The following is a 21,874-nucleotide window of genomic DNA, read 5'->3' on the forward strand; positions in this document are numbered from 1 at the left end:
CATCAGACAGCGTCCGGAAACTCGCCCATGGCCGCGTCCAGCCGCGCTTTGCGGCGGCGCGCCCAGGAGACCAGCGAGAGCACGGCAAGGCCCAGCACGACAGGCGGGAACACCACCAGGTTCACCGCCGACCAGCCATAATTGGCGAGCAGCTGGCCGGAGGAGAACGAGCCGATCGCCATCATGCCGAACACCAGGAAATCGTTGAAGGCCTGCACCTTGTTGCGCTCCTGCGGCCGGTGCGTCTCCAGCACCAGCGCGGAGGCGCCGATGAAGGAGAAATTCCAGCCGACGCCGAGCACCACCAGCGTGGCCCAGAAATGCATGGCGGTGAGGCCGGAGAGGCCGATGCCGGCGGCGCCGGCTTCCAGCAGCAGGCCGGCGGCCACGATTCTGGGCGCACCGAAGCGGGCGATCAGCGTACCCGTGAAGAAGCTCGGTCCGTACATCGCGACGATGTGCCACTGCAGGCCGAAATTGGAATCGGACACGCTGAGGCCGCACAGCTTCATGGCGAGCGGCGCCGAGGTCATCACCAGATTCATCATGGGATAGGCGATCACGCCGCACAGCGCCGCCGCGATGAAGCGCGGCTGGGTCACGATGGCGAGCAGCGGCCGGCCGCCGTGCAGATCGGCCGGCGCGGGCTTCGGCATGGCGACGCCGGCGACGATGCCCATGGCGACCAGCGCGACCGCGGCCTGCACCAGGAAGCTGAAGGCGAACAGATAGGGCTGCCAGACATCCATGGTCCATTGCACGAGCTGCGGACCAAGCACGCCGGCGAACACGCCGCCCGCCATCACCCAGGACACCGCCTTGGGCCGATAGGCCGCGCTGGCGCCGTCGGCGGCGGCGAAGCGATAGGACTGCGCCACGGCGCCATAGAGGCCGCCAAGGAAGGTCGCGACACAGAACAGTGCGAACGAGCCGTGAAGGATCGCGAACGAGCCGAGCAGGCCGGTGAGCGTGCCAAGGCCCGTGCCGATGACGAAGGCCACGCGGCGACCGAAGCGGCGCGAGATCGCGCCGGTCGGCAGCGTGCCCGCGGCGAGTCCCACCACATACATCGAGATCGGCACGGTCGCGAACGACATGTCGGGCGCGAGCGTGGCGCCGACGATCGCGCCGGTGGCGAAGATGACGGCCGAGTTGGCGCCGGTCAGCGCCTGCGCCGCGGCAAGGCGCACCACATTGGCACGCACGCGGGCGTCGTCGGCGATCTCGTTGACTGCAGTCACGTCCAGCATCGGCATTTCCGCCCCAAGGGGACTTTCAAGGGCTCACGAGGGCTCTGTTGATTCCCGGCACTATGGAGGGGCGGGGGAAGGTGAACAACCGGCGCAAACGGGCGCAGGCCATGCCTCTGACGCAATCGAACGAATGATAACGGATCGCGCCCTTGACGGCTTGCGCTCGATCAAATCCTATCCGCCGCGAGTTTTTGGAGTTTCGCTCATGTCCCTCGACGACAGGCCCACGCTCAGCGCTCCCGACGACGATCCCTGGCTGTGGCTGGAGGAGATCGAGGGCACGCAGGCGCTCGATTTCGTGGAGCGGCAGAACAGCCTGACGCTCGCCGCGTTCGGCGGAGCGGCTTTCGCGCGCGACCGCGATACCCTCGCGGCGATCTACGACCGGCCGGACAACATTCCCTATGTCAGCCGGCGCGGCAACGACCTTCACAACCTCTGGAAGGACGCCAGCAACCCGCGCGGCCTGTGGCGGCGCACGACACTGACGGAATTTCGCAAGGCCGATCCGGCATGGGAGACCATGCTGGATATCGACCGGCTCGCTGCAAGCGAAGGCGAGGACTGGCTGCTCGGCGGGATCGCCACGATGCCGGGCAGCTCGCGCGCCATTCTGAGCCTGTCACGCGGCGGCAGCGACGCCGTCACGCTTCGCGAGTTCGACCTCGCCACGAAGAGCTTCGTGGCGGACGGCTTCACGCTGCCGGAGGCCAAGGGCAGCGTCGACTGGCTCGATGCCGACACGCTGCTGCTGTCGAGCGCGCACGGTGAGGGCATGGCGACGAGCTCGGGATATGCGCGGACGGTTCGCCTGTGGCGGCGCGGCCAGCCTGTCGATCAGGCGGAGGTGATCATCGAGACCGCGGCCGATCACATGACGATCTATGGCAGCGCCGACGACACCGGCGCGGCGCCGCGGGTGTGGATCGTCGACCAGATCGACTTCTTCAATCACGCGATCCGGCTGCGCGATGCGGCGGGCACGACGACGAAGCTCGATCTGCCGACCGGGATCTGGATGCAGGCGCATGGCGACTGGTTCGCGATGAAGCTGCGCAAGGACTGGGCGGTCGAGGGGCAGACCTATGCCACCGACACCGTGCTCGGCATCTCGCTCTCCGCCTTCCTCGCAGGCAGCCGCGATTTTGTCGTCCTGTTCGAGCCCGCACCGCGGCGCGCGCTGCAAGGGTTGTTCTGGGCTGCCGGAAAGCTGGTGCTCTCGATCCTCGACGAGCTCAAGCCGCGCTTCGAGATCTGCACGCCATCCGCTACCAGCTGGAGCCGTGAGACACTTGGCGGCCTGCCGGGAATCGGCGTCGTCGACGTCTGGCCGCTCGATCGCCATCCCACCGAAAGCAATGGCGACCTGCTCGCCAATGTGCAGGATCCGCTGACGCCGCCCTCGCTGCTGCTGATCGAGCGCGGTCTCGCAAGCCCGATCGTGCTGAAGCAGGCGCCGAAGACGTTCACCGCCGACGGCCTTGTCGTGACGCAGCACGAGGCGATCTCTGTTGACGGCGAGCGAATTCCCTATGTGCAGACCGGGCCCGCCGGGGAAACCGGCGATGCGCCGGTCTATATGAGTGCCTATGGCGGCTTCGGACTTGCCGTGAAGCCGTACTACAATGCCTCGCTCGGCAAGCTGTGGCTGGAGCGCGGCGGCACGACAGTGCAGGCAAACTTGCGTGGCGGCGGCGAGTTCGGCACGCGCTGGCACGATGCCGGACGGCTGGCCGGCAAGAAGCTGTCGCACGACGATTTCGCGGCAGTGGCCGCTGACCTCGTCCGCCGCGGCGTGACGCAGCCGAAGCGCATCGCGGCGCAGGGCGGATCGAACGGCGGCATCCTCATCACCAACATGCTGGTGCGCTACCCCGAGCGCTTCGGCGCTCTGTTCTGCACCATCCCGCTGATCGACATGCGCCGCTACACGAAGCTGCTCGCGGGCGCGAGCTGGATCGCCGAATATGGCGACCCCGACAAGCCCGACGAGTGGGAGTGGCTGAAGACCTACTCCGCCTATCACAACGTGAAGATCGGGCAGGCCTATCCGCCGATCCTGATCGCGACCACGCGGCGCGACGACCGCGTTCATCCGGGCCATGCGCGCAAGATGGCCGCAAAACTCCAGGCGATGGGCTTTGAAGCCTGGTTCTACGAGCCGGCCGCCGGCGGCCACGGCTACGGCAAGGACAACAAGGAGCGCGCCGGCTTCGAGGTGCTCGGCTTCCGGTTCTTGAAGGAGAGGATCGGGTGGAAGGACGAAGGTTAGCGTGGGTGCGGCGCTGACGTCTCCACATCGTCATGGCCGGGCTTGACCCGGCCATCCACGCCTTGCCTTGTCGCTCGAAGAACGTGGATGCCCGGGACAAGCCCGGGCATGACGACCTCCTAGCCTCTCGCAAACACCAGCGTCAGATTGTTCGCGGGCATCTCGATCGTATCGACGAGGCCAAGGCCTACCGCCTTTGCGAGCTTTTCGACATCGCTGATATCGCGTACGCCCCAATCGGGATTGCCCTCGCGCAAGGAGGTGTCGAACACCGCATTGCTGAGCGCGGTGTGCTTGCCGTCGCGCTTGAAGGGGCCGTAGAGGAACAGCTTGCCGTCGGCGCGCAGATAGCGACCGGCGCCGGCGAACAGGCCTTCGGCCACGGCCCAGGGCGCGATGTGAATGACATTGGCGCAGAACACGGCCGCAAGGCTTGTCGGCCCCTGCCCGCTCTTCATCTCCGGACACCAGTCGGGATCGGTGAGATCGATCCGCAAGGGCGAGCGGATGTTCGGCAGGCCCGCATGCACGCGCCAGGCTTCGATGCTCCTGAGATGGCGCTGGTTGAGGTCGCTCGGCCACCAGATCAGGTCGGGCGCGTGGCGGGCGAAATGAACCACGTGCTGGCCGGTTCCGCTGCCGAGTTCCACCACGTTGCCGGTGCAGCCCGCGAGATACTTTTCCAGCGCCGCCCAGATCGGTTCGTGATTGCGATGAAAGGCCGGCGCATCGAGCCGGCCATCCGGCTCGACCCGTCCGCCATCCCTGCCAAATTCGACGACATATTCAGCCAAGTGACGTCCCCAATAATGTAAAGCAGAAAACACGTTTCAGGGTCAAAACGGCCCCGAGAATAATTTGCTAATTCCAGCCGGTCCGATGAACGAACTATCTCATCGGTTGCAATGTGCGCGGGATATTAACTCCATTTTGCCGCGTGCATAGTGTTGATTGTCAGGCGATGCCCTTTGTGCTTTTGAACAGTTCCGCAAACGACATCATCGACATACCGCTCCGGACGATGCCTTGACCGTCTTTCCTTGCAAGCCCGCCCTGCTGGTTGCGCTGGCCCTTGTCGCCGGCGCGGCCCCGGCGCGGGCGCAGTCCACCATGGCCGCAGGCCAGAATCTCGCTTTCGACCGCGGCAAGGGCAATTGCCTGACCTGCCACGTCATCAAAGGCGGCGACCTGCCGGGAACGATCGGGCCGGAGTTGAAGGACATCAAGGCAAAGTACCCCGATCGCAACGAGCTGTTCGCCATCATCTTCGACGAGACCAAGCGCAATCCGCAGACCATGATGCCGCCGTTCGGCCGGAACCGGATTTTGACCGAACAGGAGATCAACGCGATCGTTGATTTCCTGCAGACCCTGTAACGGCCGGCTGCCCAGGAGACTTGAGATGACCACGACCATCGGCGCTCATCCGACGCGGCGCCTGATCCTTCAGGGCGCGGCCTCCGTCGCGCTGCTCGGCCTCGGCAATCTGCCGTTCGGCGCCGCTCCCGCGCGCGCCGCGGCCAACGACAAATATCCGGAAGAGGCGTTCAAGCAGAAGAACGAGGCCGACGCGATCAAGGCCCTCTATGGCAGGACCGCGGAGCCGTCCGACAAGGTCAAGCTCGACGCGCCGGAGATCGCCGAGAACGGCGGCGTGGTGCCGATCTCTGTGACGACGTCACTCGACAAGGTCACCTCGATCTCGTTCTTCGTGGCCGAGAACCCGAACGCGCTCGCGGCAAGCTACAGAATTCCCGAAGGCACGATCCCTGCCGTCGCCAACCGGCTGAAGATGGCCAAGACCACCAAATTGACCGCGATCGTGGAAGCCGACGGCAAGCTCTACAGCGCGACCAAAGAGGTCAAGGTCACCGTCGGCGGCTGCGGCGGTTAAGCGAGGCATTTCGACATGGCATCCAGCATTCGCGTGCGCGCAACGTCCAACGGCGACATCACCGAGGTGCAGACGCTGATCCAGCACCCCATGGACACCGGCCTCGTCAAGGATTCCAAGGGCGAGCCGATTCCGGCGCACTTCATCCAGGAGCTGAAGTTCGAATGTAACGGCAAGGAGGTCTTCGTCGCCAATTGGGGCACTGCGGTCTCCAAGGACCCCTACGTCAAGTTCAGCTTCAGGGGCGCCAAGAAGGGCGACGAGCTCAAGATCTCCTGGACCGACAACAAGGGTGCGTCGGATACGACGACCGCGAAGATCGCGTGATGAAACAGCGCGCCACTGTTCTGCTCGGCTCAGCCTTCGTCGCACTCGCGGCGCTCGCTTTCGCCGCAACGCGCGTCATCGCAGCGGACAAGGTCGATCCCGTCGCCGATGCCAAGGCGTTCCAGAATTTCTTCTTCCAGAAGTTTCCGAACGTGAAGCACGAGGATTTCGTCAACGGTCCTTACTCCATGAACGAGGACATGAAGCGGCAGTGGCAGGAGAAGGAGGAATTCCCGCCTTACGAGTTCGCGCTCGATGCCGGCAAGGAGATGTTCTCGACCCCTTTCAAGAACGGCAAGACCTACGCCGACTGCTTCCCGAACGGCGGCATCGGCATCCGACAGAACTATCCCTATTTCGACGAGAAGGAAGGCAAGGTCGTCACGCTGGAGCTCGCACTCAACCGCTGCCGCGAGGCCAATGGCGAAGCGCCCTATTCCTACGTCAAGGACGAGATGGCCTCGCTCACCGCCTACATGGCCTATACCTCGCGCGGCAGGCCGATGGACATCAAGATTCCCGACGATCCCCGTGCGCTGGCGGCGTACGAGAACGGCAAGCGCTATTTCTACACCCGGCGCGGCCAGATGAATTTCTCCTGCGCCAGCTGCCATGTGCAGAGTCCGGGTGAGCGCATCCGCGCCGAGACTTTGGCACCGGCGCTCGGCATCCTCAACGCGATGCCGATCTACCGCTCCGAATGGAGCGGCATGGGCACCACCAGCCGCCGCTTCGTCACCTGCAACAGCCAGACCCGCGCGGTTCCGCTGGAGCCGCAATCGGACGAATATCGCGACGTCGAATATTTCCTGTCCTACGTCGCCAATGGCCTGCCGATCTCGGGACCGGGAGCACGGCCATGAAGCGGTCACTTGCTCTCGCCATGCTGCTGGTCTTGAGCCTTGCGCCATCCGCGCGCGCGGCGAACGAGGCGGACTACAAGGCGGCCTATGCCGCCGCCGAAGCCGCCTCCAAGGAGGCAGCCGGCATGCGCAATCAATGGACCGTGACCGTATCTGCGCTGGCGGCAGCGAGGAAGGCTGCCGACGGCGGCGATTTCGACCGTGCGGTTGCCGCAGCCAGGGAGGCCGAGGCGCTGGCGAAGGCATCGATCTTCCAGGCCACGTCCGAAAAAGAAGCCTGGAAGGCGATGGAAATCCGCTAGACTGCGCCTGAGTGGAATAGTCCGACGATCACGAGAGGCGCGGAGAATTCTTGGATGGCGATCCGCCGCCGCGATTTCCTGAGAAGTGCAGGCCTTGCCGCCGCGGCGCTCGGCCTGCCGCGGCTGGCCCGCGGCACCGAGACCGCTGGCATCTACGACCTCGAGCGGTTCGGCAATGCGCGGATCCTGCACATCACCGACACGCACGCGCAGCTCAATCCGGTCTATTTCCGCGAGCCCAGCGTCAATATCGGCGTCGGTGAGATGGCGGGACGGCCGCCGCATCTGGTCGGCCGCGCCTTCCTGGAGCGGTTCGGCATCCGGCCCGACAGCGCCGATGCCTATGCCTTCACCTGCTTCGAGTTCGAGAAGTCCGCTAGCCGCTTCGGCAAGCTCGGCGGCTTTGCCCATCTGAAGACGCTGGTCGACCGCTTGCGTGCCGATGTCGGCGAGAGGCGCTCACTTCTCGTCGACGGTGGCGATCTCTGGCAGGGCACCGGGCTTGCCAACGTCATGCAGGGCCGCGACATGGTCGAGGTCGCCAATCTGCTCGGCATCGAGGCGATGACCGGGCATTGGGAATTCACCTATGGCGAGCAGGCGCTGCGCGACAATCTCGAGCGCTTCAAGGGCGAGTTCCTGGCGCAGAACGTGTTCCTGACCGAGGAAGCCGCGTTCAACGACGCCCCCGCCTTCGACAAGGCCACCGGCCGCGTGTTCAAGCCGTCTGTCATCAAGGAGATCGGCAGCCACCGGGTCGCGATCATCGGCCAGGCCTTCCCTTACGTGCCGATCGCGCACCCCAAGCGGTTCACACCGGACTGGAGCTTCGGCATCCGCGAGGAGGAGTTGCAGAAGCATGTCGATGCCCTGCGAGGCACCGACAAGGTCGACGCCGTCGTCCTGCTGTCGCACAACGGCATGGATGTGGACCTCAAGCTCGCAAGCCGGGTCACCGGCATCGACGTCATCCTCGGCGGCCACACCCACGATGCCGTACCGCAGCCGATTGCCGTGAAGAATGCCAGCGGCACGACGCTCGTCACCAATGCCGGCTCCAACGGGAAATTCCTGGCCGTGCTCGATCTTGCACTCGACAAGGGCAAGGTCAGCGACATCCACTATCATCTGCTGCCGGTCTATTCCGAGTTGCTGAAGCCCGACCCTGCCATGGCCGAGCTGATCGGCCGGCTGCGCGCGCCGCACGTGAGCGACTGGTCGGAGAAGATCGCAACGCCGGATCGCCTGCTCTACCGCCGCGACAATTTCTCCGGGCCCGTCGACGAATTGATCTGCACCGCGCTGCGTGCCGAGTTCGACGCCGAGATCGCGCTGTCTCCGGGCTTCCGCTGGGGCGTCACCGCGCTGCCCGGCCAGGCGCTGACCATGGAGGATCTGCTCGCGGAAACCGCGATCACCTATCCCGAGACCTATGTGCAGGACATGACGGGAGCCCAGATCAAGGACGTGCTGGAAGACGTCTGCGACAATCTCTTCAACGCCGATCCCTATTACCAGCAGGGCGGCGACATGGTGCGCGTCGGCGGGCTCAGCTACACCTGCACGCCGACAGCCGCGATCGGCAGCCGCATCTCGGAGCTGAGGCTTGGCAGCGGCAAGACGCTCAGCGCCAGACACCGCTACAAGGTCGCGGGCTGGGCCTCGGTCAACGGCCAGCAGGGCGCACCGGTGTGGGACGTCGTCGGCAAATATCTGCGCTCGGGCCGGATGTTGCCGGAGCGGCTCGGCTCCGGCGTGACGCTGAAGGGAGTCGAGGGCAATCCAGGCATTGCAGGACAGGGATGATGCGATCGCAGCTCTTGGCCGCGATGATGCTGGCACTGCTCGTCTGGACGGTGGCCCCGCCCGCTCTGGCACAGCAGGTGCCGCTCCAGGACAAGCCGTTCGCCGAGCACAGGATCGTGCTGCAGCTCTCCGATGGCGATGCGAAGAAGCAGGCGCTGGTGCTGAGCGTCGCCAATAACCTGCTGAAGGCCTACGATCCCGACAAGGTCGCGATCGAAGTGGTGGTGTTCGGCCCCGGCATCGACCTGCTTCTTGCCGGCAGCGAGCGCCGCAAGCAGGTCGAGAGCCTGATCGCGCAAGGCGTTCGCTTCGACATCTGCCTCAACACCGTCGATACGATCGAGCGGGAAACCGGCAAGCGGCCGGAGTTCATCCCCGCTGCAACGCCGGTGCAGGTCGGGGTTGGGCAGATCCTGTTCCTGGCGGAGAACGGGTACACATTGGTGCGGCCGTAGGGGGGCCGTCCCGAGTTGTGGCACTCTGTTTCCCCACTCTCGGTGTCATTCCCCGCCACCGGGTCTCGCCTTCGGCGAGCCCGATGACAGGCTCCAGCGGGGAATCCAGTACGCCGCGGCTTCTCCGTATCCCACGATGCCTCTGGAATACTGGATCGCCCGCCTGCGCGGGCGATGACAGCGGTGGGTGGGAAACGGCGCGCCCCTAACTCCGCAATAAGAATCTTCTAAATTTTCCTGTCTACACAGTGAATTGCTTCTCTTTCCGGCCCGCAATGTAGTAGAATCTCCAAAATTGGTTCCACTGCCGGACTTCCCGCCATGATCTTCCGCCAGCTCTTCGACAGCGTTTCGGGCACCTATAGCTATCTCCTGGCCAGCCGCGCCGGCGGCGAGGCGCTCATCCTGGATCCCGTGCTGGAAAAGGTCGACCGCTACTGCCAATTGCTGCGCGAGCTCGACCTCAAGCTGGTGAAGGCGGTGGATACCCATCTGCATGCCGACCACGTCACCGGCCTCGGCGAACTGCGCGACCGCACCCATTGCATGACCGTGATGGGCGACCAGACCAAGGCCGACGTGGTGGCGATGCGTGTGGCCGACGGCGACAAGGTGACGATCGAGGGCTTGTCGCTCGACGTGATGTACACGCCGGGTCACACCGACGATTCCTATTCCTATCTGATGGGAGACCGCGTCTTCACCGGCGACACGCTCCTGATTCGCGGCACCGGCCGCACCGATTTCCAGAACGGATCCTCGCGCGCCCAGTATGATTCGATCTTCAACCGCCTGCTCAAGCTGCCGGACGAGACGATGGTGTTCCCGGCGCATGACTACAAGGGCGACACCGTCTCCACCATCGGCGAGGAGAAGCGGTACAATCCGCGGCTCCAGGTGCGCTCGGTGGACGAATATATCGAGTTGATGGCGAACCTGAAGCTGCCCAATCCGAAGATGATGGACGTGGCGGTGCCCGCCAACATGCATGTCGGCCTGCATCAGGAGGAGCTGGAAAAGGAAGGCCGCGCGCTCAGCGCCGTCGAGGCGATCCGCACGCTCGGCCGGCCTGACATCCTGCTGGTCGACCTGCGCGAGACCAACGAGCGGCTGAAGCACGGCACGCTCGAAGGCGCGCTGCACACGCCCTATCCCTCCGTCGAGGAGAGCCTCAGGCCCGGCGGCATGCTGCGCGAGGTCGCGGCCGCCACCGGCCGCCGCGTGGTGTTCTTCTGCGCCTTCGGCGAACGCTCGGCGATGGCGGTTGCGGCCGCGAAGGAAGCGGGACTTCTCAACACCGCCCATATCGCCGGCGGCATCGATGCCTGGAAGAAGGCGGGCGGGCCGGTGCTGCACTGAGGGCTTCGTCGCGAGCCTTGAGTTGGGCCAGGAACCGCACATATTGGGCGGATAGATTCATTCGGATGCAGCATCACCCATCCGGGATCAGCCATGGCCAAGACCGTAAAACCGAGCGAACCGCCGAAGCAGGCGCAAGACAAGGCAAAGAAGCCCTCGCCCCGGCGCGAGATTGACGACGACGATTACGAAGACGGTGACATCGCAACGCCGAAGCGTGATCGATATGGCCCGGATGACGAGCCGTTGTGAGTAGCCCCGAACTCCGTTGTCGTCCCTGCGCACGCAGGGACCCATAACCACAGGCAGGAGTTTGGCGGCGGATCGCTGTCCGGTACTGCGACCTGCCACAATCGAGATATCACGCGGTATGGGTCCCTGCGTGCGCAGGGACGACGGCGTGGAGGCACACCCGATGCCCCTCACTTCCCCCGCCCGCGCTAGCTGCCATGCGCCTGCGTTCATGGACAAATAACTGCCCTCCCCGATAGTTTGCGCGTCCATCGGGAGTGAAACGGAACTGCAATGGTCGACGTTCTCGCCGCACCGCAGCAAGGCAAGGCGGACAACGCGCTGCGCACGCTGACCGGAATCTCGATCGCGCATTGGGTCAGCCATTTCCATCTGCTGGTCCTGCCGATGCTGTTTCCGTTCCTGAGGGAAAAGCTCGGCGTCGGCTATGTCGAGCTCGGCTTCGCGCTTACCACGCTTGCCGTCGTATCGGGTCTGACGCAGGCGCCGATCGGCTATCTCGTCGACCATTTTGGCGCGCGCAAAATCCTGCTGGTCGGGCTGACGCTCGGCGGGCTCGCGCTGATCCTGCTCGGCCTGCACCTCAGCTACGCCTCGCTGATCGCCTGCGCCGTGCTGCTTGGCCTCGCCAACAGCGTCTATCATCCCGCCGATTACGCGATCCTGGCCGAGCACATGGACGAAGCGCGGATGGGGCGCGCCTTCTCGGTCCACACCTTTGCCGGCTATCTCGGCGGTGCGGTGACGCCGGCGATCGTTGCCGCGCTGGTCACCCTGTCCGGCGGCGTCGGTGCGCTGATCGCGTCTGGCGCGGTCGCGATCCTGGTGGCCTTGCTGCTGATCGCCATGGGTATTCCCGAGGCCGGCGCGCACAAGAAGAAGCCGGGTGGCGAAAGCGCGCCGAAGCAGGCGGTGATCACGCCAGCGCTGATCACGTTGACCGCGCTGTTCATGCTGCTCAGCCTGTCGGTCGCAGGTATCAACAATTTCGGCGTGGTCGCGCTGATGAGCGGGTATGGTGCCTCTTATTCGATCGCCAACGTCGCATTGACCGCATTCCTCGCCGCCAGCGCCGCGGGCGTGCTCGCGGGCGGCTTCCTCGCCGACCACACCGAGCGTCACGGCTATGTCGCGGCGGCCTGCTTTGCGGCGAACGCGGCAATCGTGCTGCTGATCGCGCTGGTGACGCTGCCGGGCTGGGCGCTGACCGTCACGATGGCGACCGCGGGATTCCTCTCCGGCGTGATCGCGCCCTCGCGCGACATGCTGGTGCGCAATGCGGCGCCCGCCGGCGCTGCGGGGCGCGCCTTCGGCATCGTCTCCACCGGTTTCAATCTCGGCGGCATCGTCTCACCGCTGCTGTTCGGCTGGATCATGGATCAAAGCGCGCCGCATTGGGTGTTCGGCGCGTCCGTGATCTTCATGCTCGCGACGGTGGTGCTGTCGCCGTTCACGGAACGGAAGCGGCAAGGTGCTGCAAATTGAGCAGTCGGTATAGCCCCGAATTCAACTGTCGTCCCGGCCTAGTGCGCAATTGCGCACGGGGGGCCGGGACCCATAACCCCAGGGAGCGATTGTCACGCGAAGCTGGTAACTCCGAGTCTTCGTAACACCTCTCCCTGTGGTCCCGGATCTGCGCGCGCTTTTGGCGCGCTTGTCCGGGACGAAGAGAACAAACAACAACGAAACGGGAAGAAACACCATGAGCACCCCTGATCTCGTGATCCGCGGCGGCACCGTCGCGGACGGCAGCGGCGGCGAACTGTTCGAGGCTGATGTCGCCATCACCGGCGGCAAGATCAGCGCGGTCGGGAAGGTCGCAGGCGCAGGCCGCGAAGAGATCGACGCGCGCGGCAAGCTGGTGACACCGGGCTTCGTCGACGTGCACACCCATTACGACGGGCAGGTCACCTGGAGCCAGGACATCACGCCGTCCTCACAGAACGGCGTCACCACGGCGATCATGGGCAATTGCGGCGTCGGCTTTGCGCCGTGCAAGCCTGATGACCAAACCCGCCTGATCCAGCTCATGGAAGGCGTCGAGGATATTCCGGAGCCGGTGCTGAGCGCCGGCATTCCCTGGGCCTGGGAGAGCTTTCCGGACTACATGGACTGGCTCTCCAGGCGCGATTTCGACATCGATGTCGGCGCGCAACTGCCGCATGCGGCGCTGCGCGTCTACGTCATGGGCGAGCGCGGCGCGCGCCGAGACCCCTCGACCGCGGAGGACAATGCGGCGATGGCAAAGCTCGCGGGTGAGGCGGTTCGCTCGGGCGCGCTCGGCTTCTCGACCTCGCGCACACTCAATCACCGCACCTCGACCGGCGACTTCACACCGACGCTGAAAGCAGGCGAGGACGAGCTCACCGCGATTGCCGGCGCGATGCACCGGCAGGGCCGCAGCGTGCTGCAATTCGTGCTCGACCTCTCCACCCTCCACGAAGACCTGCCGATGATGCTGCGGGTCGCAGACTCGACGAAATGCCCGATCTCGTTCTCGATCACGCAGAACGACAAGGCGCCGCAGCGCTGGCGCCAGACGCTGGACGAGATCAATGCGGCGGCACGGCGCGGCCTCTCCATCACCGCGCAGATCGCGGCGCGCCCTGTCGGGCTCCTGCTCGGGCTCGAGCTATCGCGCAACCCTTTCCAGACCCATCCGAGCTACAGGGCGATCGCCCATCTGCCGCTGCAGGAGCGGCTGGCGCGGCTGCATCAGCCTGATGTGCGCAAGGCAATCCTGAGCGAGACGGCGACCGCGACCGACGATCCGCTGTTCTTCCGCCCCGACTACGACAAGATGTTCCTGCTCGGCGATCCCCCCGACTACGAGCAGCCGCCGGAGAACGCGCTGGGACCGCAGGCGCGCAGGCAAGGGCGTCGGCCGGAAGAGCTCGCCTATGACGCCATGCTGTCGGACGAGGGCCGCGGCATGCTCTACGTGCCATTCCTCAACTATTCCGACGGCAATCTCGATGCGACGCGCGAGATGCTGCTCGACCCGCAATCGGTGCCGGGCCTGTCCGACGGCGGCGCGCATTGCGGCATCATCTGCGATGCGAGTTTCCCGACCTATCTGCTGACGCACTGGACGCGTGACCGCAAGCGCGGCGAGAAGCTCACGATCCCGTTCGTGGTCGCGGCGCAGTCGCGCAAGACCGCGCTCTCGGTTGGTCTCACCGACCGCGGACTTATTGCTCCGGGCTATAAAGCTGACGTCAACGTGATCGACTACGACCGCCTGCATCTGCATCCACCGAAGGTGCATTACGATCTGCCCGTCGGCGGACGGAGGTTGTTGCAGGATGTCGACGGCTACGACGCGACCATTGTGTCGGGCGCGGTGACGCGGCGACAGGGCGAGGCGACGGGACGCCGGCCGGGGAGGCTGATTCGTGGTGCGCAGGGGGTGAATTAGGCGACCTCCATGTGTGAGACGCAAAAGCGTCTCACACATCCTCGCTGTCATCCCCGCGAAAGCGGGGATTTATAACCGCAGGGAGACGTGTGGTGCGAAGCTGCTAGCTCCGAGCCTTCGCCAAACCACTCCCTGTGATTATCGCGACGAGCGCAAGCGCTCGCGCGGGGGTTCCGGATCTGCGCTTACGCTTGTCCGGGACGACAGTTGTGGTTGAGGCGCCTGACCGCCTCCCTTACCCCGGCGACACCGCGCCATTCAGCGCAGCCGCCTGCGGAGCGGCGCCGCGCGTCAGCCTGGCCCTCTCCGTATTCGGCCAGAGCAGGAGCAGGCCGAGCAGGCCGGAGCCGACCATGATCACGGCGTTGATGGTGAAGCCGGTCATGTAGCCGTCGAGCGTGCTGCCGGCACGCTGGATCGTGGCGCCCATCACGGCCGGCGCGATGATGCCGGCGAGCGTGTAGAGCGCGCCGTAGATCGCGAGAACCGCGCCGCGCTGCGACGTCGGCGTGAATTCGCCGAGCATGGGCGGGCAGACGACGTAGATCGCCCCGCACAGGCCCGAGCCGACCACAAGCAGCGCGATCTGAAGGCCCGCGCCCTGGACATGCGGCATCATCGCCAGGATCAGCCCGCCGATCACCAGCGGCACCGAGCCGAGAACGCCGCGCGCCGCACGGGTGTTGTAGCCGCGCGCCATCATCACCTGCGAGATCCAGCCGGTCAGCATGACGATGGTGGCGCCGAACACCCAGGGCAGGATCGAGATGAAGCCGGCCTGGCTCTGTGAGAAGCCGAGCCCCTTGACGATGAACGGCGTGAACCAGGTCAGGCCGAGCGACAGCGCCCAATAGGCGCCGAAGGTTGCGGCGACGCAGCCGATGAAGGTGCGCGAGGTGAGAAGCTGCAGGTAAGGGATCTTCGGCTCGGCCGCAGCCGAGACATGCGTGTCCTCCAGTGGTCCTTCCTTGCCGAGCGCGAGCCAGGCCGCAACCCAGATCAAGCCGACGATTCCGAGCGCGCCGAAGGCATAGTGCCAGGAATGGTTGACGATGATCCAGTTCAGCGCCGGCACCGCGAGGATGACGCCGAAGGCCGAACCCTGCGACAGGATCGCGGTCGGCAGCGTGCGTTTCTCGTCGGGGAACCATTTGTAGATGGCGTGCGCGGCGACCGAGAAGGCCGGGCCTTCGCCGGCGCCCAGCACGATGCGGCAGATCAGGAGCGTGGTGAAGGAGACGGTGCCGACCATCGGAAATTGCGCCAGCGCCCAGATGACGGCCAGAGCAAGCAGCACCCAGCGCGTCGGCACCTTGTTGACGATGAAGCCGACCACGATGGCGGAGATCGAGAACAGGAAGAAGAACGAGGACCCGAGCAGGCCGAACTGCTCGGCGCTGAGCTTCATGTCGGTCATGATCGGCACGCCGGCAAGACCGACGACGATCTTGTCCGCGAAGTTCACCACCATGAAGAGAAAGAGAAGAAATGTAATGGTCCAGGCGCCCTTCGGCGTTGCCTTGGATTCCCCTGCCGTCCTGCCCGCCGCCGACGGCGTTCCCTGAGCGCTCATGAATCTCCCCGTATGTCTTTTTGGCACTTTTTTGATTTGGCCATCTTGGAAACTAACAACGGCTTCAGGACCAACGCAACCCGGCATTTCCGCAGCAAGTGTGCTACGCAGCAATTGTGTCAATTCCGTCCGGCGCCATTCATCGTGCTGAGCATCCGAAATCTGTCCAAGACGTTCTCCTCGGCCGGCGAGCCGGTCCATGTGCTGCGCGGCGTCGATCTCGACCTCAGGCACGGCGAGCGCGTCGCGCTGACCGGCGAGTCCGGCAGCGGCAAGAGCACATTGCTGCATCTGATCGCGGGGCTCGATGCGGCCGACGGCGGCACGATCCAGCTGGAGGAGATCGAGGTCACCAAGCTGTCGGATGCGGGACGCGCCAGCTTGCGGCGGGATCGCATCGGGCTGGTCTTCCAGCAATTCAACCTGATCCCGAGCCTCTCGGTCGCGGACAATCTCGCCTTCCAGGCGCGGATCGCCGGCAGGCATGACGGGGCCTGGATCAAGGAGCTTGTCGAGCGGCTCGGACTCGGCGGCCTGCTCAAGCGTTATCCAGAGCAAATATCAGGCGGCCAGCAACAACGGGTCGCGATCGGCCGGGCCCTGGCGACAAAGCCCTCGCTGCTGCTCGCGGACGAGCCGACCGGCAATCTGGACGAGACCACCGCCGAGGACGTGCTGGCGCTGACGCGCGACCTGGTCGCGCGCACCGGCTGCGGCTTTTTGATGGTGACGCACAGCCTGCATCTGGCTGCGACGCTCGACCGTCACCTCACCCTGCATGCGGGGCGCATCGCATGAGGCGCGCGTTGTGGATCCTCGCCGTGCTGCTCAGCCACTGGCGGCGCCACAAGATGCAGTTTGCCACGCTGCTGATCGGACTGGTCGCGGCGACCGCGCTGTGGAGCGGCGTGCAGGCGATCAACCAGCAGGCCCGCAATGCCTATGACCGTGCCGCGGCAACATTCGGCGGCGCGCGCACGGCGATGCTGGTGGCGCCAAAGGCGGCGACGTTTTCCCAGGAGCTGTTCGTCAAGCTCCGGCGCGCGGGCTGGCCGGTCTCGCCGGTGCTGGAGGGGCGGGTCCAGATCAACGGCCGCTCGGTGCGGCTGCTCGGCATCGAGCCGGTGACGCTGCCGGCCGATGTCGGCAACGCGCCGCGGCTCGGCGCCTCGGATCTGAGCAGCTTCGTCGCGCCGCCGGGCCAGACGCTGGTGGCGCGGGAGACGCTGGCCGACTTGCATGAGGCGGAAGGCGCGGCGCCGGCGATCAGCAATGGCGCAAAGCTGCCGCCGCTGCGCGTGCTGCCGCAGCTCGTGCCCGATGTGCTCGTGGTCGATATCGGCGTGGCACAGCGCCTCCTCAACAAGCCGGATCAGGTGTCCCGGCTCCTGATCGGCAAGGCGAAGGGCAAGCCGGCGCCGCTGGCCAGCGTCGTCGGCGAGCAATTGCAGCGGGTCGAGCCGGATGCCGAGACGGAGCTGGAGCATCTCACCGACAGTTTCCATCTCAATCTCACCGCGTTCGGCCTGCTGTCGTTCTTCGTCGGCCTGTTCATCGTCAACTCGGCCGTCGGCCTCGCCTTCGAGCAGCGGCTGCCGATGCTGCGGACCTTGCGCGCCTGCGGCGCCTCGGCGCGGCTGGTCAACACGGTGCTGGTGATCGAGCTGGTGGCGCTGGCGCTGATCGCCGGGCTGATCGGGCTCGCTTGCGGCTATTTCATCGCGGCTGCCCTGCTGCCCGACGTCGCCGCATCGCTGCGCGGGCTCTATGGCGCGCAGATTCCGGGGCAACTCAGCCTGCGAGGCGAATGGTGGCTCGCCGGCATCGGCATCAGCGTGGCGGGCGCGCTGGTGGCGGCCGCAACGAGCCTGATCAAGGCGGTCAGGATGCCGGTGCTGGCAACCGCCCAGCCCCGCGCCTGGCAGCAACGGCAACGCCGCTGGCTGGTTCTGCAGAGCTGTGCGGCCTGCGCCGTGTTCGCGGTCGCCCTGTTGCTGCTCCACTACGGGCAATCGCTGATCGCGGGCTTTGGCGTGCTGGCGGCCCTGATGCTGGGTGCGGCGCTGATCCTGCCGGCCTTCCTCGACATCATCCTGCACGCCGGCCAGCGCGTCGCGCGTGGCCCGCTTGCGCTGTGGTTCTGGGCGGACAGCCGGCAACAGCTTTCCGGATTGTCGCTCGCGCTGATGGCGCTGCTGCTCGCGCTCGCTGTCAATGTCGGCGTTTCAACCATGGTGGAGACCTTCAGCCGCACCTTCATCGGCTGGCTCGACGGGCGGCTCGCCGCCGACGTCTACATCAGCGCGTCCGACAATGCGCAGGGCGTTGCGATCCGCAGCTGGCTGAAGGAGCGCAGCGACGTCCAGGCGATCCTCTCGGGCGGACGTGCGGAAGCGCAGATTCAAGGCCAGCCGGTCGAGCTGCTCGGCCTGCCCGATCATGCGCTCTATCGCGAGCGCTGGCCGCTGCTGCAAGCCGCGCCCCGCGCCTGGACCCGTCTGGTGCCGGGCAATGCCGCCTTCATCAGCGAGCAGTTGAGCCGCCGGCTGAACGTGCGCCTCGGTGACGTGATCGAAGTGCCGGCGCCGGGCGGCACCTGGGAGCTCGACATCGTCGGCATCTATGCCGATTACGGCAATCCCAGGGGGCAGCTGGCCGTGAACGTCGCGGCGCTGATCCGGCAGTTTCCGCAGACGCCGCAGACGCGGATGGGCCTGATCGTTGCCAAGGAAAATATCCCCGGCCTGATCGCGGCCTTGCAGAAGCAGTTTGCGCTCGACGATCGCAGCGTCGCCGACCAGGCGACAGTGAAGGCGGAATCGATCCGCATCTTCAACCGCACCTTCGCCGTGACCTCCGCGCTGAACGCCTTCACGCTCGGCGTCGCCGGCATCGCGCTTCTCACAAGCCTGCTGACGCTGGCGAACTCCCGCCTGCCGCAGCTCGCCCCGCTGTGGGCGATCGGCGTCACGCGGCCGCGCCTTGCCGCGATCGAGCTGACCAAGACGCTCTCGGTCGCACTGTTCACGTCCCTGCTGGCGGTGCCGCTCGGCCTCTTGGTGGCGTGGTGCCTGATTGCGATCGTAAATGTGAAGGCATTCGGCTGGCGGCTGCCGTTCCACGTGTTTCCACTGCAATTGGTCGAGCTGGTCGTGGTCGCACTGCTTGCTTCGCTGGTGGCCGCCTTGCTGCCGGTGCTGCGGCTGGCGCGGATGCAGCCGGCGACTCTCGTCAAGGTGTTTGCCAATGAGCGCTGACCGGATCTCGCGGCGCGCCTTCGCCGCCGGCATCGCCGCGCTCGCTCTCGCGCGGCGCGCCGGCGCGCAGGGCTATGCCGGGCTCGGCGAGACCGCCGACGGCTTTGCCAAGGTCACGCCGGGAAAGACATTCACCTTTCCCGCCGATCACGGGCCGCATCCGGACTTTCGCATCGAGTGGTGGTATCTCACGGCAAACCTGGTCGATGGCAGCGGCGCGGCTTGCGGCCTGCAATGGACGCTGTTCCGCCAGGCCGCGCAGCCGGGTCCACAAGGCGAAGGCTGGGCCAATCAGCAGGTGTGGATGGCGCATGCCGCGGTGACACGGGCCGACACGCACCGCTTCAACGAAACGTTTTCGCGCGGCGGCGTCGGGCAGGCCGGCGTGACGGCCAAGCCGTTCGATGCCTGGATCGACGACTGGGAGATGAAGGGCCTAGAGCGCACCGGCGATCGCACACTGGCACCGCTGACACTGAAGGCGTCCGGCACCGATTTCAGCTACGCATTGACTCTCGAGGCCGATCGTCCGGTGGTCCTGCAGGGCGATGGCGGCTACAGCCGCAAGTCCGAGCGCGGGCAGGCGTCCTACTATTACAGCCAGCCGTTCTACCGCGCGCGCGGCACGCTCACCATCGACGACAGGCCGGTCGACGTGTCGGGCCAGGCCTGGATGGACAGGGAATGGAGCAGCCAGCCGCTCGATGCCGACCAGACCGGCTGGGACTGGCTCTCGCTGCATCTCGCGTCCGGCGACAAGCTGATGCTGTACCGGCTGCGGCAGAAGGACGGCAACGATTATCCATTCGGCAACTGGATCAGCGCCACAGGCGGGACGCAGATGATCGCAGGAGGCGACATCCAGATGATGCCAAGCGCCACCGCGGATGTTGCGGGACGCAAGCTGCCGGTGGAATGGCAGATCGCGATCCCTTCGCGATCATTCTCGATTGCTTGCAGGCCGCTCAATTCCAAGGCCTGGATGGGGACCGGCTTCTCCTATTGGGAAGGGCCGATCAGCTTTGCCGGCTCGCATGACGGCGTTGGCTATCTCGAGCTGACAGGGTATTGAGGCGCGACCTCTTCGAAGGGACTAGCGATGTATCATCTCACCGCCCTCGTCACGCTGCTGGCGATCGCGTTTTATTTCTTCACCTGCATCAACGTGTCGCGCTCGCGCACCGCGACCGGCGTCAAGGTGCCCGCGATGTCGGGCCATCCGGATTTCGAACGGGCCTTCCGCATCCAGATGAACACGCTGGAATGGATGCCGATCTTCCTGCCGGCGCTGTGGCTGTTCGCGATCTACATCAGCGACGCCATCGCGGCGGGCATCGGCGTGGTCTGGATTATCGGCCGTATCGTCTATTTCGTCGGCTATTCGAAGGCGGCGGCCAAGCGCGGCACCGGTTTTGCAATCCAGGCGCTCGCCGCAATGGCGCTGTGGGTCGGGGCGATGGGTGCTGTGGTGTTGCGGTTGGTGTGAGGGCCGAGCTGCGGACACAAACTCGGTATCGTCCCGGATCGGCGCGCGCTTGAAGCGCGCTTGTCCGGGACGACAGCGGAATGTGTGGCACCGGCTTTGCCCTACTTCGTCAGCGGGCAGCCGCTTTCCTTGGCGGTGAAGAAGGCCTTGTCGCCGGGGACGGTGGCGAGCAGCTTGTAATAATCCCACGGCTTCTTCGACTCCGAGGGCTTCTTGACCTCGAACAGATACATGTCGTGGACCATGCGGCCGTTCTCGAGCACCTTGCCGCCTTGCGCGAAGTCGTCGTCGACCGGCAGCTCCTTCAGCTTCTTGGCGACGGCATCCGGATCCTTGGTGCCGGCGGCCTTGACGGCCTTCAGGTAGCTCAGCGTCGCCGAATAGGTGCCGGCATGGATCATGCTCGGCATCCGGCCGGTGCGCTTGAGGAAGCGTTCGCCGAGATTGCGCGTCTTGTCGTTGAGGTCCCAGTAATAGCCCTCGGTGAGCACCAGGCCCTGCGCGGCCTGGAGACCGAGGCCGTTGACTTCGGCGAGCGTCATCAAGAGGCCCGCGAGCTTCTGGCCGCCGGAGACGATGCCGAACTCGGACGCCTGCTTGATCGAGTTGGTGGTGTCGAGGCCGGCATTGGCGAGGCCCACGATCTTCGCCTTCGAACTCTGCGCCTGGAGCAGGAAGGAGGAGAAGTCCGAGGAGTTGAGCGGCACACGAACCGAGCCGACTACCTTGCCGCCATTGGCCGTGACGATCTCGCTGGTGTCCTTCTCCAGCGCATAGCCGAAGGCGTAATCCGCGGTCAGAAAGAACCAGGTGTCGCCGCCGGCCTTGGTCAGTGCGCCGCCGGTGCCGACGCCGAGCGCATGGGTGTCGTAGGCCCAGTGGAAGCCGTATGGCTGGCAGGCGTCGCCGGTGAGGCGCGAGGTTGCGGCGCCGACGACGATATCGATCTTCTTCTTTTCCTTGGAAAGCTCGTGGATCGCGAGCGCGACCGAGGAGGTCGTCAGCTCCGTGATCATGTCGACGTTCTCGACGTCGTACCAGCGCCGCGCGATCGAGCTGGCGAGATCCGGCTTGTTCTGGTGGTCGGCGGTGATGAGCTCGATCTTCTGGCCGAGTACCTCGCCGCCGAAATCCTCGATCGCCATCCTGGCCGCTTCGACCGACCATTTGCCGCCGTAGTCGGCATAGACGCCGGACTGATCGTTGAGGATGCCGATCTTGACGCCTTGCGCGGAGGCCGGCGCGGCGAACAATACGGCCGAGGTTGCGGCAACTAAAAATGCTGATTTCATTCGTTAAGCTCCCAGTAGTTTTCTGTTTTGAAATCGCGCGGATACTAGTGAAGAACCCCGCGCGT

Annotated in this window: 20 protein-coding genes; 16 read left to right on the forward strand and 4 right to left on the reverse strand. The window is 65.4% G+C overall.

Features of this window, described 5'->3' with window-relative positions; all coding sequences use genetic code 11:
- Positions 1-2 precede the first annotated feature (2 nt).
- Positions 3-1,250: an MFS transporter gene (locus tag XH96_RS38190; protein WP_194390382.1), complete on the reverse strand. Its 1,248-nt coding sequence runs from the start codon at positions 1,248-1,250 to the stop codon at positions 3-5.
- Positions 1,251-1,458: 208 nt separating this feature from the next.
- Between XH96_RS38190 and XH96_RS38195 the strand changes: the two genes are divergently transcribed.
- Positions 1,459-3,525 (forward strand): prolyl oligopeptidase family protein, encoded by a 2,067-nt coding sequence (locus tag XH96_RS38195; protein ID WP_194390383.1) that lies wholly within the window; start codon positions 1,459-1,461, stop codon positions 3,523-3,525.
- A gap of 119 nt (positions 3,526-3,644) precedes the next feature.
- On the opposite strand, the gene XH96_RS38200 is transcribed toward XH96_RS38195, so the two are convergent.
- Positions 3,645-4,319, reverse strand: coding sequence for a DUF938 domain-containing protein (locus tag XH96_RS38200; RefSeq protein WP_194390384.1), 675 nt, complete (start codon positions 4,317-4,319; stop codon positions 3,645-3,647).
- 232 nt (positions 4,320-4,551) lie between these two features.
- Here XH96_RS38200 and soxX point away from each other — a divergent pair, with 232 nt between their 5' ends.
- The 11 genes from soxX (at position 4,552) to XH96_RS38255 (ending at position 14,201) form a co-directional block, all read left to right on the forward strand.
- On the forward strand, positions 4,552-4,902 hold the full coding sequence (gene soxX / locus XH96_RS38205; RefSeq protein ID WP_194390385.1) for a sulfur oxidation c-type cytochrome SoxX: 351 nt from the start codon (positions 4,552-4,554) through the stop codon (positions 4,900-4,902).
- Positions 4,903-4,927: 25 nt separating this feature from the next.
- Positions 4,928-5,419 (forward strand): thiosulfate oxidation carrier protein SoxY, encoded by a 492-nt coding sequence (soxY, locus tag XH96_RS38210; protein WP_194390386.1) that lies wholly within the window; start codon positions 4,928-4,930, stop codon positions 5,417-5,419.
- Positions 5,420-5,434: 15 nt separating this feature from the next.
- Positions 5,435-5,746: a thiosulfate oxidation carrier complex protein SoxZ gene (gene soxZ, locus XH96_RS38215; protein WP_194390387.1), complete on the forward strand. Its 312-nt coding sequence runs from the start codon at positions 5,435-5,437 to the stop codon at positions 5,744-5,746.
- Complete coding sequence (gene soxA, locus XH96_RS38220) at positions 5,746-6,609, forward strand: sulfur oxidation c-type cytochrome SoxA (RefSeq protein WP_194390388.1); 864 nt, start codon at positions 5,746-5,748, stop codon at positions 6,607-6,609. Before soxZ ends, soxA begins: the two co-directional genes overlap by 1 nt.
- Positions 6,606-6,911 (forward strand): hypothetical protein, encoded by a 306-nt coding sequence (locus tag XH96_RS38225; RefSeq protein ID WP_194390389.1) that lies wholly within the window; start codon positions 6,606-6,608, stop codon positions 6,909-6,911. Before soxA ends, XH96_RS38225 begins: the two co-directional genes overlap by 4 nt.
- Before the next feature lie 54 nt (positions 6,912-6,965).
- Positions 6,966-8,717 carry a thiosulfohydrolase SoxB gene (soxB, locus tag XH96_RS38230; protein WP_194390390.1) on the forward strand — a complete coding sequence of 584 codons (1,752 nt, stop codon included), beginning with the start codon at positions 6,966-6,968 and terminating at the stop codon, positions 8,715-8,717.
- On the forward strand, positions 8,714-9,172 hold the full coding sequence (locus tag XH96_RS38235) for a hypothetical protein (RefSeq protein ID WP_194390391.1): 459 nt from the start codon (positions 8,714-8,716) through the stop codon (positions 9,170-9,172). The genes soxB and XH96_RS38235 overlap by 4 nt, the downstream gene beginning before the upstream one ends.
- A 321-nt stretch (positions 9,173-9,493) precedes the next feature.
- Positions 9,494-10,531, forward strand: a complete 1,038-nt coding sequence (locus tag XH96_RS38240; RefSeq protein WP_194390392.1) for an MBL fold metallo-hydrolase — start codon at positions 9,494-9,496, stop codon at positions 10,529-10,531.
- A 93-nt stretch (positions 10,532-10,624) separates the two neighbouring features.
- On the forward strand, positions 10,625-10,783 hold the full coding sequence (locus tag XH96_RS38245) for a hypothetical protein (RefSeq protein WP_061879759.1): 159 nt from the start codon (positions 10,625-10,627) through the stop codon (positions 10,781-10,783).
- A gap of 273 nt (positions 10,784-11,056) precedes the next feature.
- Positions 11,057-12,268 carry an MFS transporter gene (locus XH96_RS38250; RefSeq protein ID WP_194390393.1) on the forward strand — a complete coding sequence of 404 codons (1,212 nt, stop codon included), beginning with the start codon at positions 11,057-11,059 and terminating at the stop codon, positions 12,266-12,268.
- Between the two features lie 217 nt (positions 12,269-12,485).
- Complete coding sequence (locus tag XH96_RS38255) at positions 12,486-14,201, forward strand: amidohydrolase family protein (RefSeq protein ID WP_194390394.1); 1,716 nt, start codon at positions 12,486-12,488, stop codon at positions 14,199-14,201.
- A gap of 235 nt (positions 14,202-14,436) precedes the next feature.
- On the opposite strand, the gene XH96_RS38260 is transcribed toward XH96_RS38255, so the two are convergent.
- Positions 14,437-15,774, reverse strand: coding sequence for an MFS transporter (locus tag XH96_RS38260; protein WP_194390395.1), 1,338 nt, complete (start codon positions 15,772-15,774; stop codon positions 14,437-14,439).
- A gap of 144 nt (positions 15,775-15,918) precedes the next feature.
- Here XH96_RS38260 and XH96_RS38265 point away from each other — a divergent pair, with 144 nt between their 5' ends.
- From XH96_RS38265 to XH96_RS38280, 4 genes are read left to right on the forward strand one after another with little or no spacing between them, the layout of a single operon-like run.
- Positions 15,919-16,572: an ABC transporter ATP-binding protein gene (locus tag XH96_RS38265; RefSeq protein ID WP_194390396.1), complete on the forward strand. Its 654-nt coding sequence runs from the start codon at positions 15,919-15,921 to the stop codon at positions 16,570-16,572.
- Positions 16,569-19,031 (forward strand): FtsX-like permease family protein, encoded by a 2,463-nt coding sequence (locus XH96_RS38270; protein ID WP_194390397.1) that lies wholly within the window; start codon positions 16,569-16,571, stop codon positions 19,029-19,031. The genes XH96_RS38265 and XH96_RS38270 overlap by 4 nt, the downstream gene beginning before the upstream one ends.
- A complete protein-coding gene (locus XH96_RS38275; RefSeq protein ID WP_194390398.1) occupies positions 19,021-20,103 on the forward strand; it encodes a lipocalin-like domain-containing protein in 1,083 nt (360 codons plus the stop codon). The genes XH96_RS38270 and XH96_RS38275 overlap by 11 nt, the downstream gene beginning before the upstream one ends.
- Before the next feature lie 27 nt (positions 20,104-20,130).
- On the forward strand, positions 20,131-20,517 hold the full coding sequence (locus XH96_RS38280) for an MAPEG family protein (RefSeq protein WP_194390399.1): 387 nt from the start codon (positions 20,131-20,133) through the stop codon (positions 20,515-20,517).
- 101 nt (positions 20,518-20,618) lie between these two features.
- On the opposite strand, the gene XH96_RS38285 is transcribed toward XH96_RS38280, so the two are convergent.
- Positions 20,619-21,809, reverse strand: a complete 1,191-nt coding sequence (locus XH96_RS38285; protein WP_194390400.1) for an ABC transporter substrate-binding protein — start codon at positions 21,807-21,809, stop codon at positions 20,619-20,621.
- Positions 21,810-21,874: the final 65 nt, after the last annotated feature.

This window comes from Bradyrhizobium sp. CCBAU 51765 (assembly GCF_015291725.1).
Taxonomy (GTDB): domain Bacteria; phylum Pseudomonadota; class Alphaproteobacteria; order Rhizobiales; family Xanthobacteraceae; genus Bradyrhizobium; species Bradyrhizobium liaoningense.

Excerpts from the sequence above, each read along its gene's own strand:
- XH96_RS38190 (WP_194390382.1), bottom strand. The coding sequence starts at position 1,250 with ATGCTGGACGTGACTGCAGTCAACGAGATCGCCGACGACGCCCGCGTG.
- XH96_RS38195 (WP_194390383.1), top strand. The coding sequence starts at position 1,459 with ATGTCCCTCGACGACAGGCCCACGCTCAGCGCTCCCGACGACGATCCC.
- soxY (WP_194390386.1), top strand. The coding sequence starts at position 4,928 with ATGACCACGACCATCGGCGCTCATCCGACGCGGCGCCTGATCCTTCAG.
- soxZ (WP_194390387.1), top strand. The coding sequence starts at position 5,435 with ATGGCATCCAGCATTCGCGTGCGCGCAACGTCCAACGGCGACATCACC.
- soxA (WP_194390388.1), top strand. The coding sequence starts at position 5,746 with ATGAAACAGCGCGCCACTGTTCTGCTCGGCTCAGCCTTCGTCGCACTC.
- XH96_RS38225 (WP_194390389.1), top strand. The coding sequence starts at position 6,606 with ATGAAGCGGTCACTTGCTCTCGCCATGCTGCTGGTCTTGAGCCTTGCG.
- soxB (WP_194390390.1), top strand. The coding sequence starts at position 6,966 with ATGGCGATCCGCCGCCGCGATTTCCTGAGAAGTGCAGGCCTTGCCGCC.
- XH96_RS38235 (WP_194390391.1), top strand. The coding sequence starts at position 8,714 with ATGATGCGATCGCAGCTCTTGGCCGCGATGATGCTGGCACTGCTCGTC.
- XH96_RS38240 (WP_194390392.1), top strand. The coding sequence starts at position 9,494 with ATGATCTTCCGCCAGCTCTTCGACAGCGTTTCGGGCACCTATAGCTAT.
- XH96_RS38245 (WP_061879759.1), top strand. The coding sequence starts at position 10,625 with ATGGCCAAGACCGTAAAACCGAGCGAACCGCCGAAGCAGGCGCAAGAC.
- XH96_RS38250 (WP_194390393.1), top strand. The coding sequence starts at position 11,057 with ATGGTCGACGTTCTCGCCGCACCGCAGCAAGGCAAGGCGGACAACGCG.
- XH96_RS38255 (WP_194390394.1), top strand. The coding sequence starts at position 12,486 with ATGAGCACCCCTGATCTCGTGATCCGCGGCGGCACCGTCGCGGACGGC.
- XH96_RS38260 (WP_194390395.1), bottom strand. The coding sequence starts at position 15,774 with ATGAGCGCTCAGGGAACGCCGTCGGCGGCGGGCAGGACGGCAGGGGAA.
- XH96_RS38270 (WP_194390397.1), top strand. The coding sequence starts at position 16,569 with ATGAGGCGCGCGTTGTGGATCCTCGCCGTGCTGCTCAGCCACTGGCGG.
- XH96_RS38275 (WP_194390398.1), top strand. The coding sequence starts at position 19,021 with ATGAGCGCTGACCGGATCTCGCGGCGCGCCTTCGCCGCCGGCATCGCC.
- XH96_RS38280 (WP_194390399.1), top strand. The coding sequence starts at position 20,131 with ATGTATCATCTCACCGCCCTCGTCACGCTGCTGGCGATCGCGTTTTAT.
- XH96_RS38285 (WP_194390400.1), bottom strand. The coding sequence starts at position 21,809 with ATGAAATCAGCATTTTTAGTTGCCGCAACCTCGGCCGTATTGTTCGCC.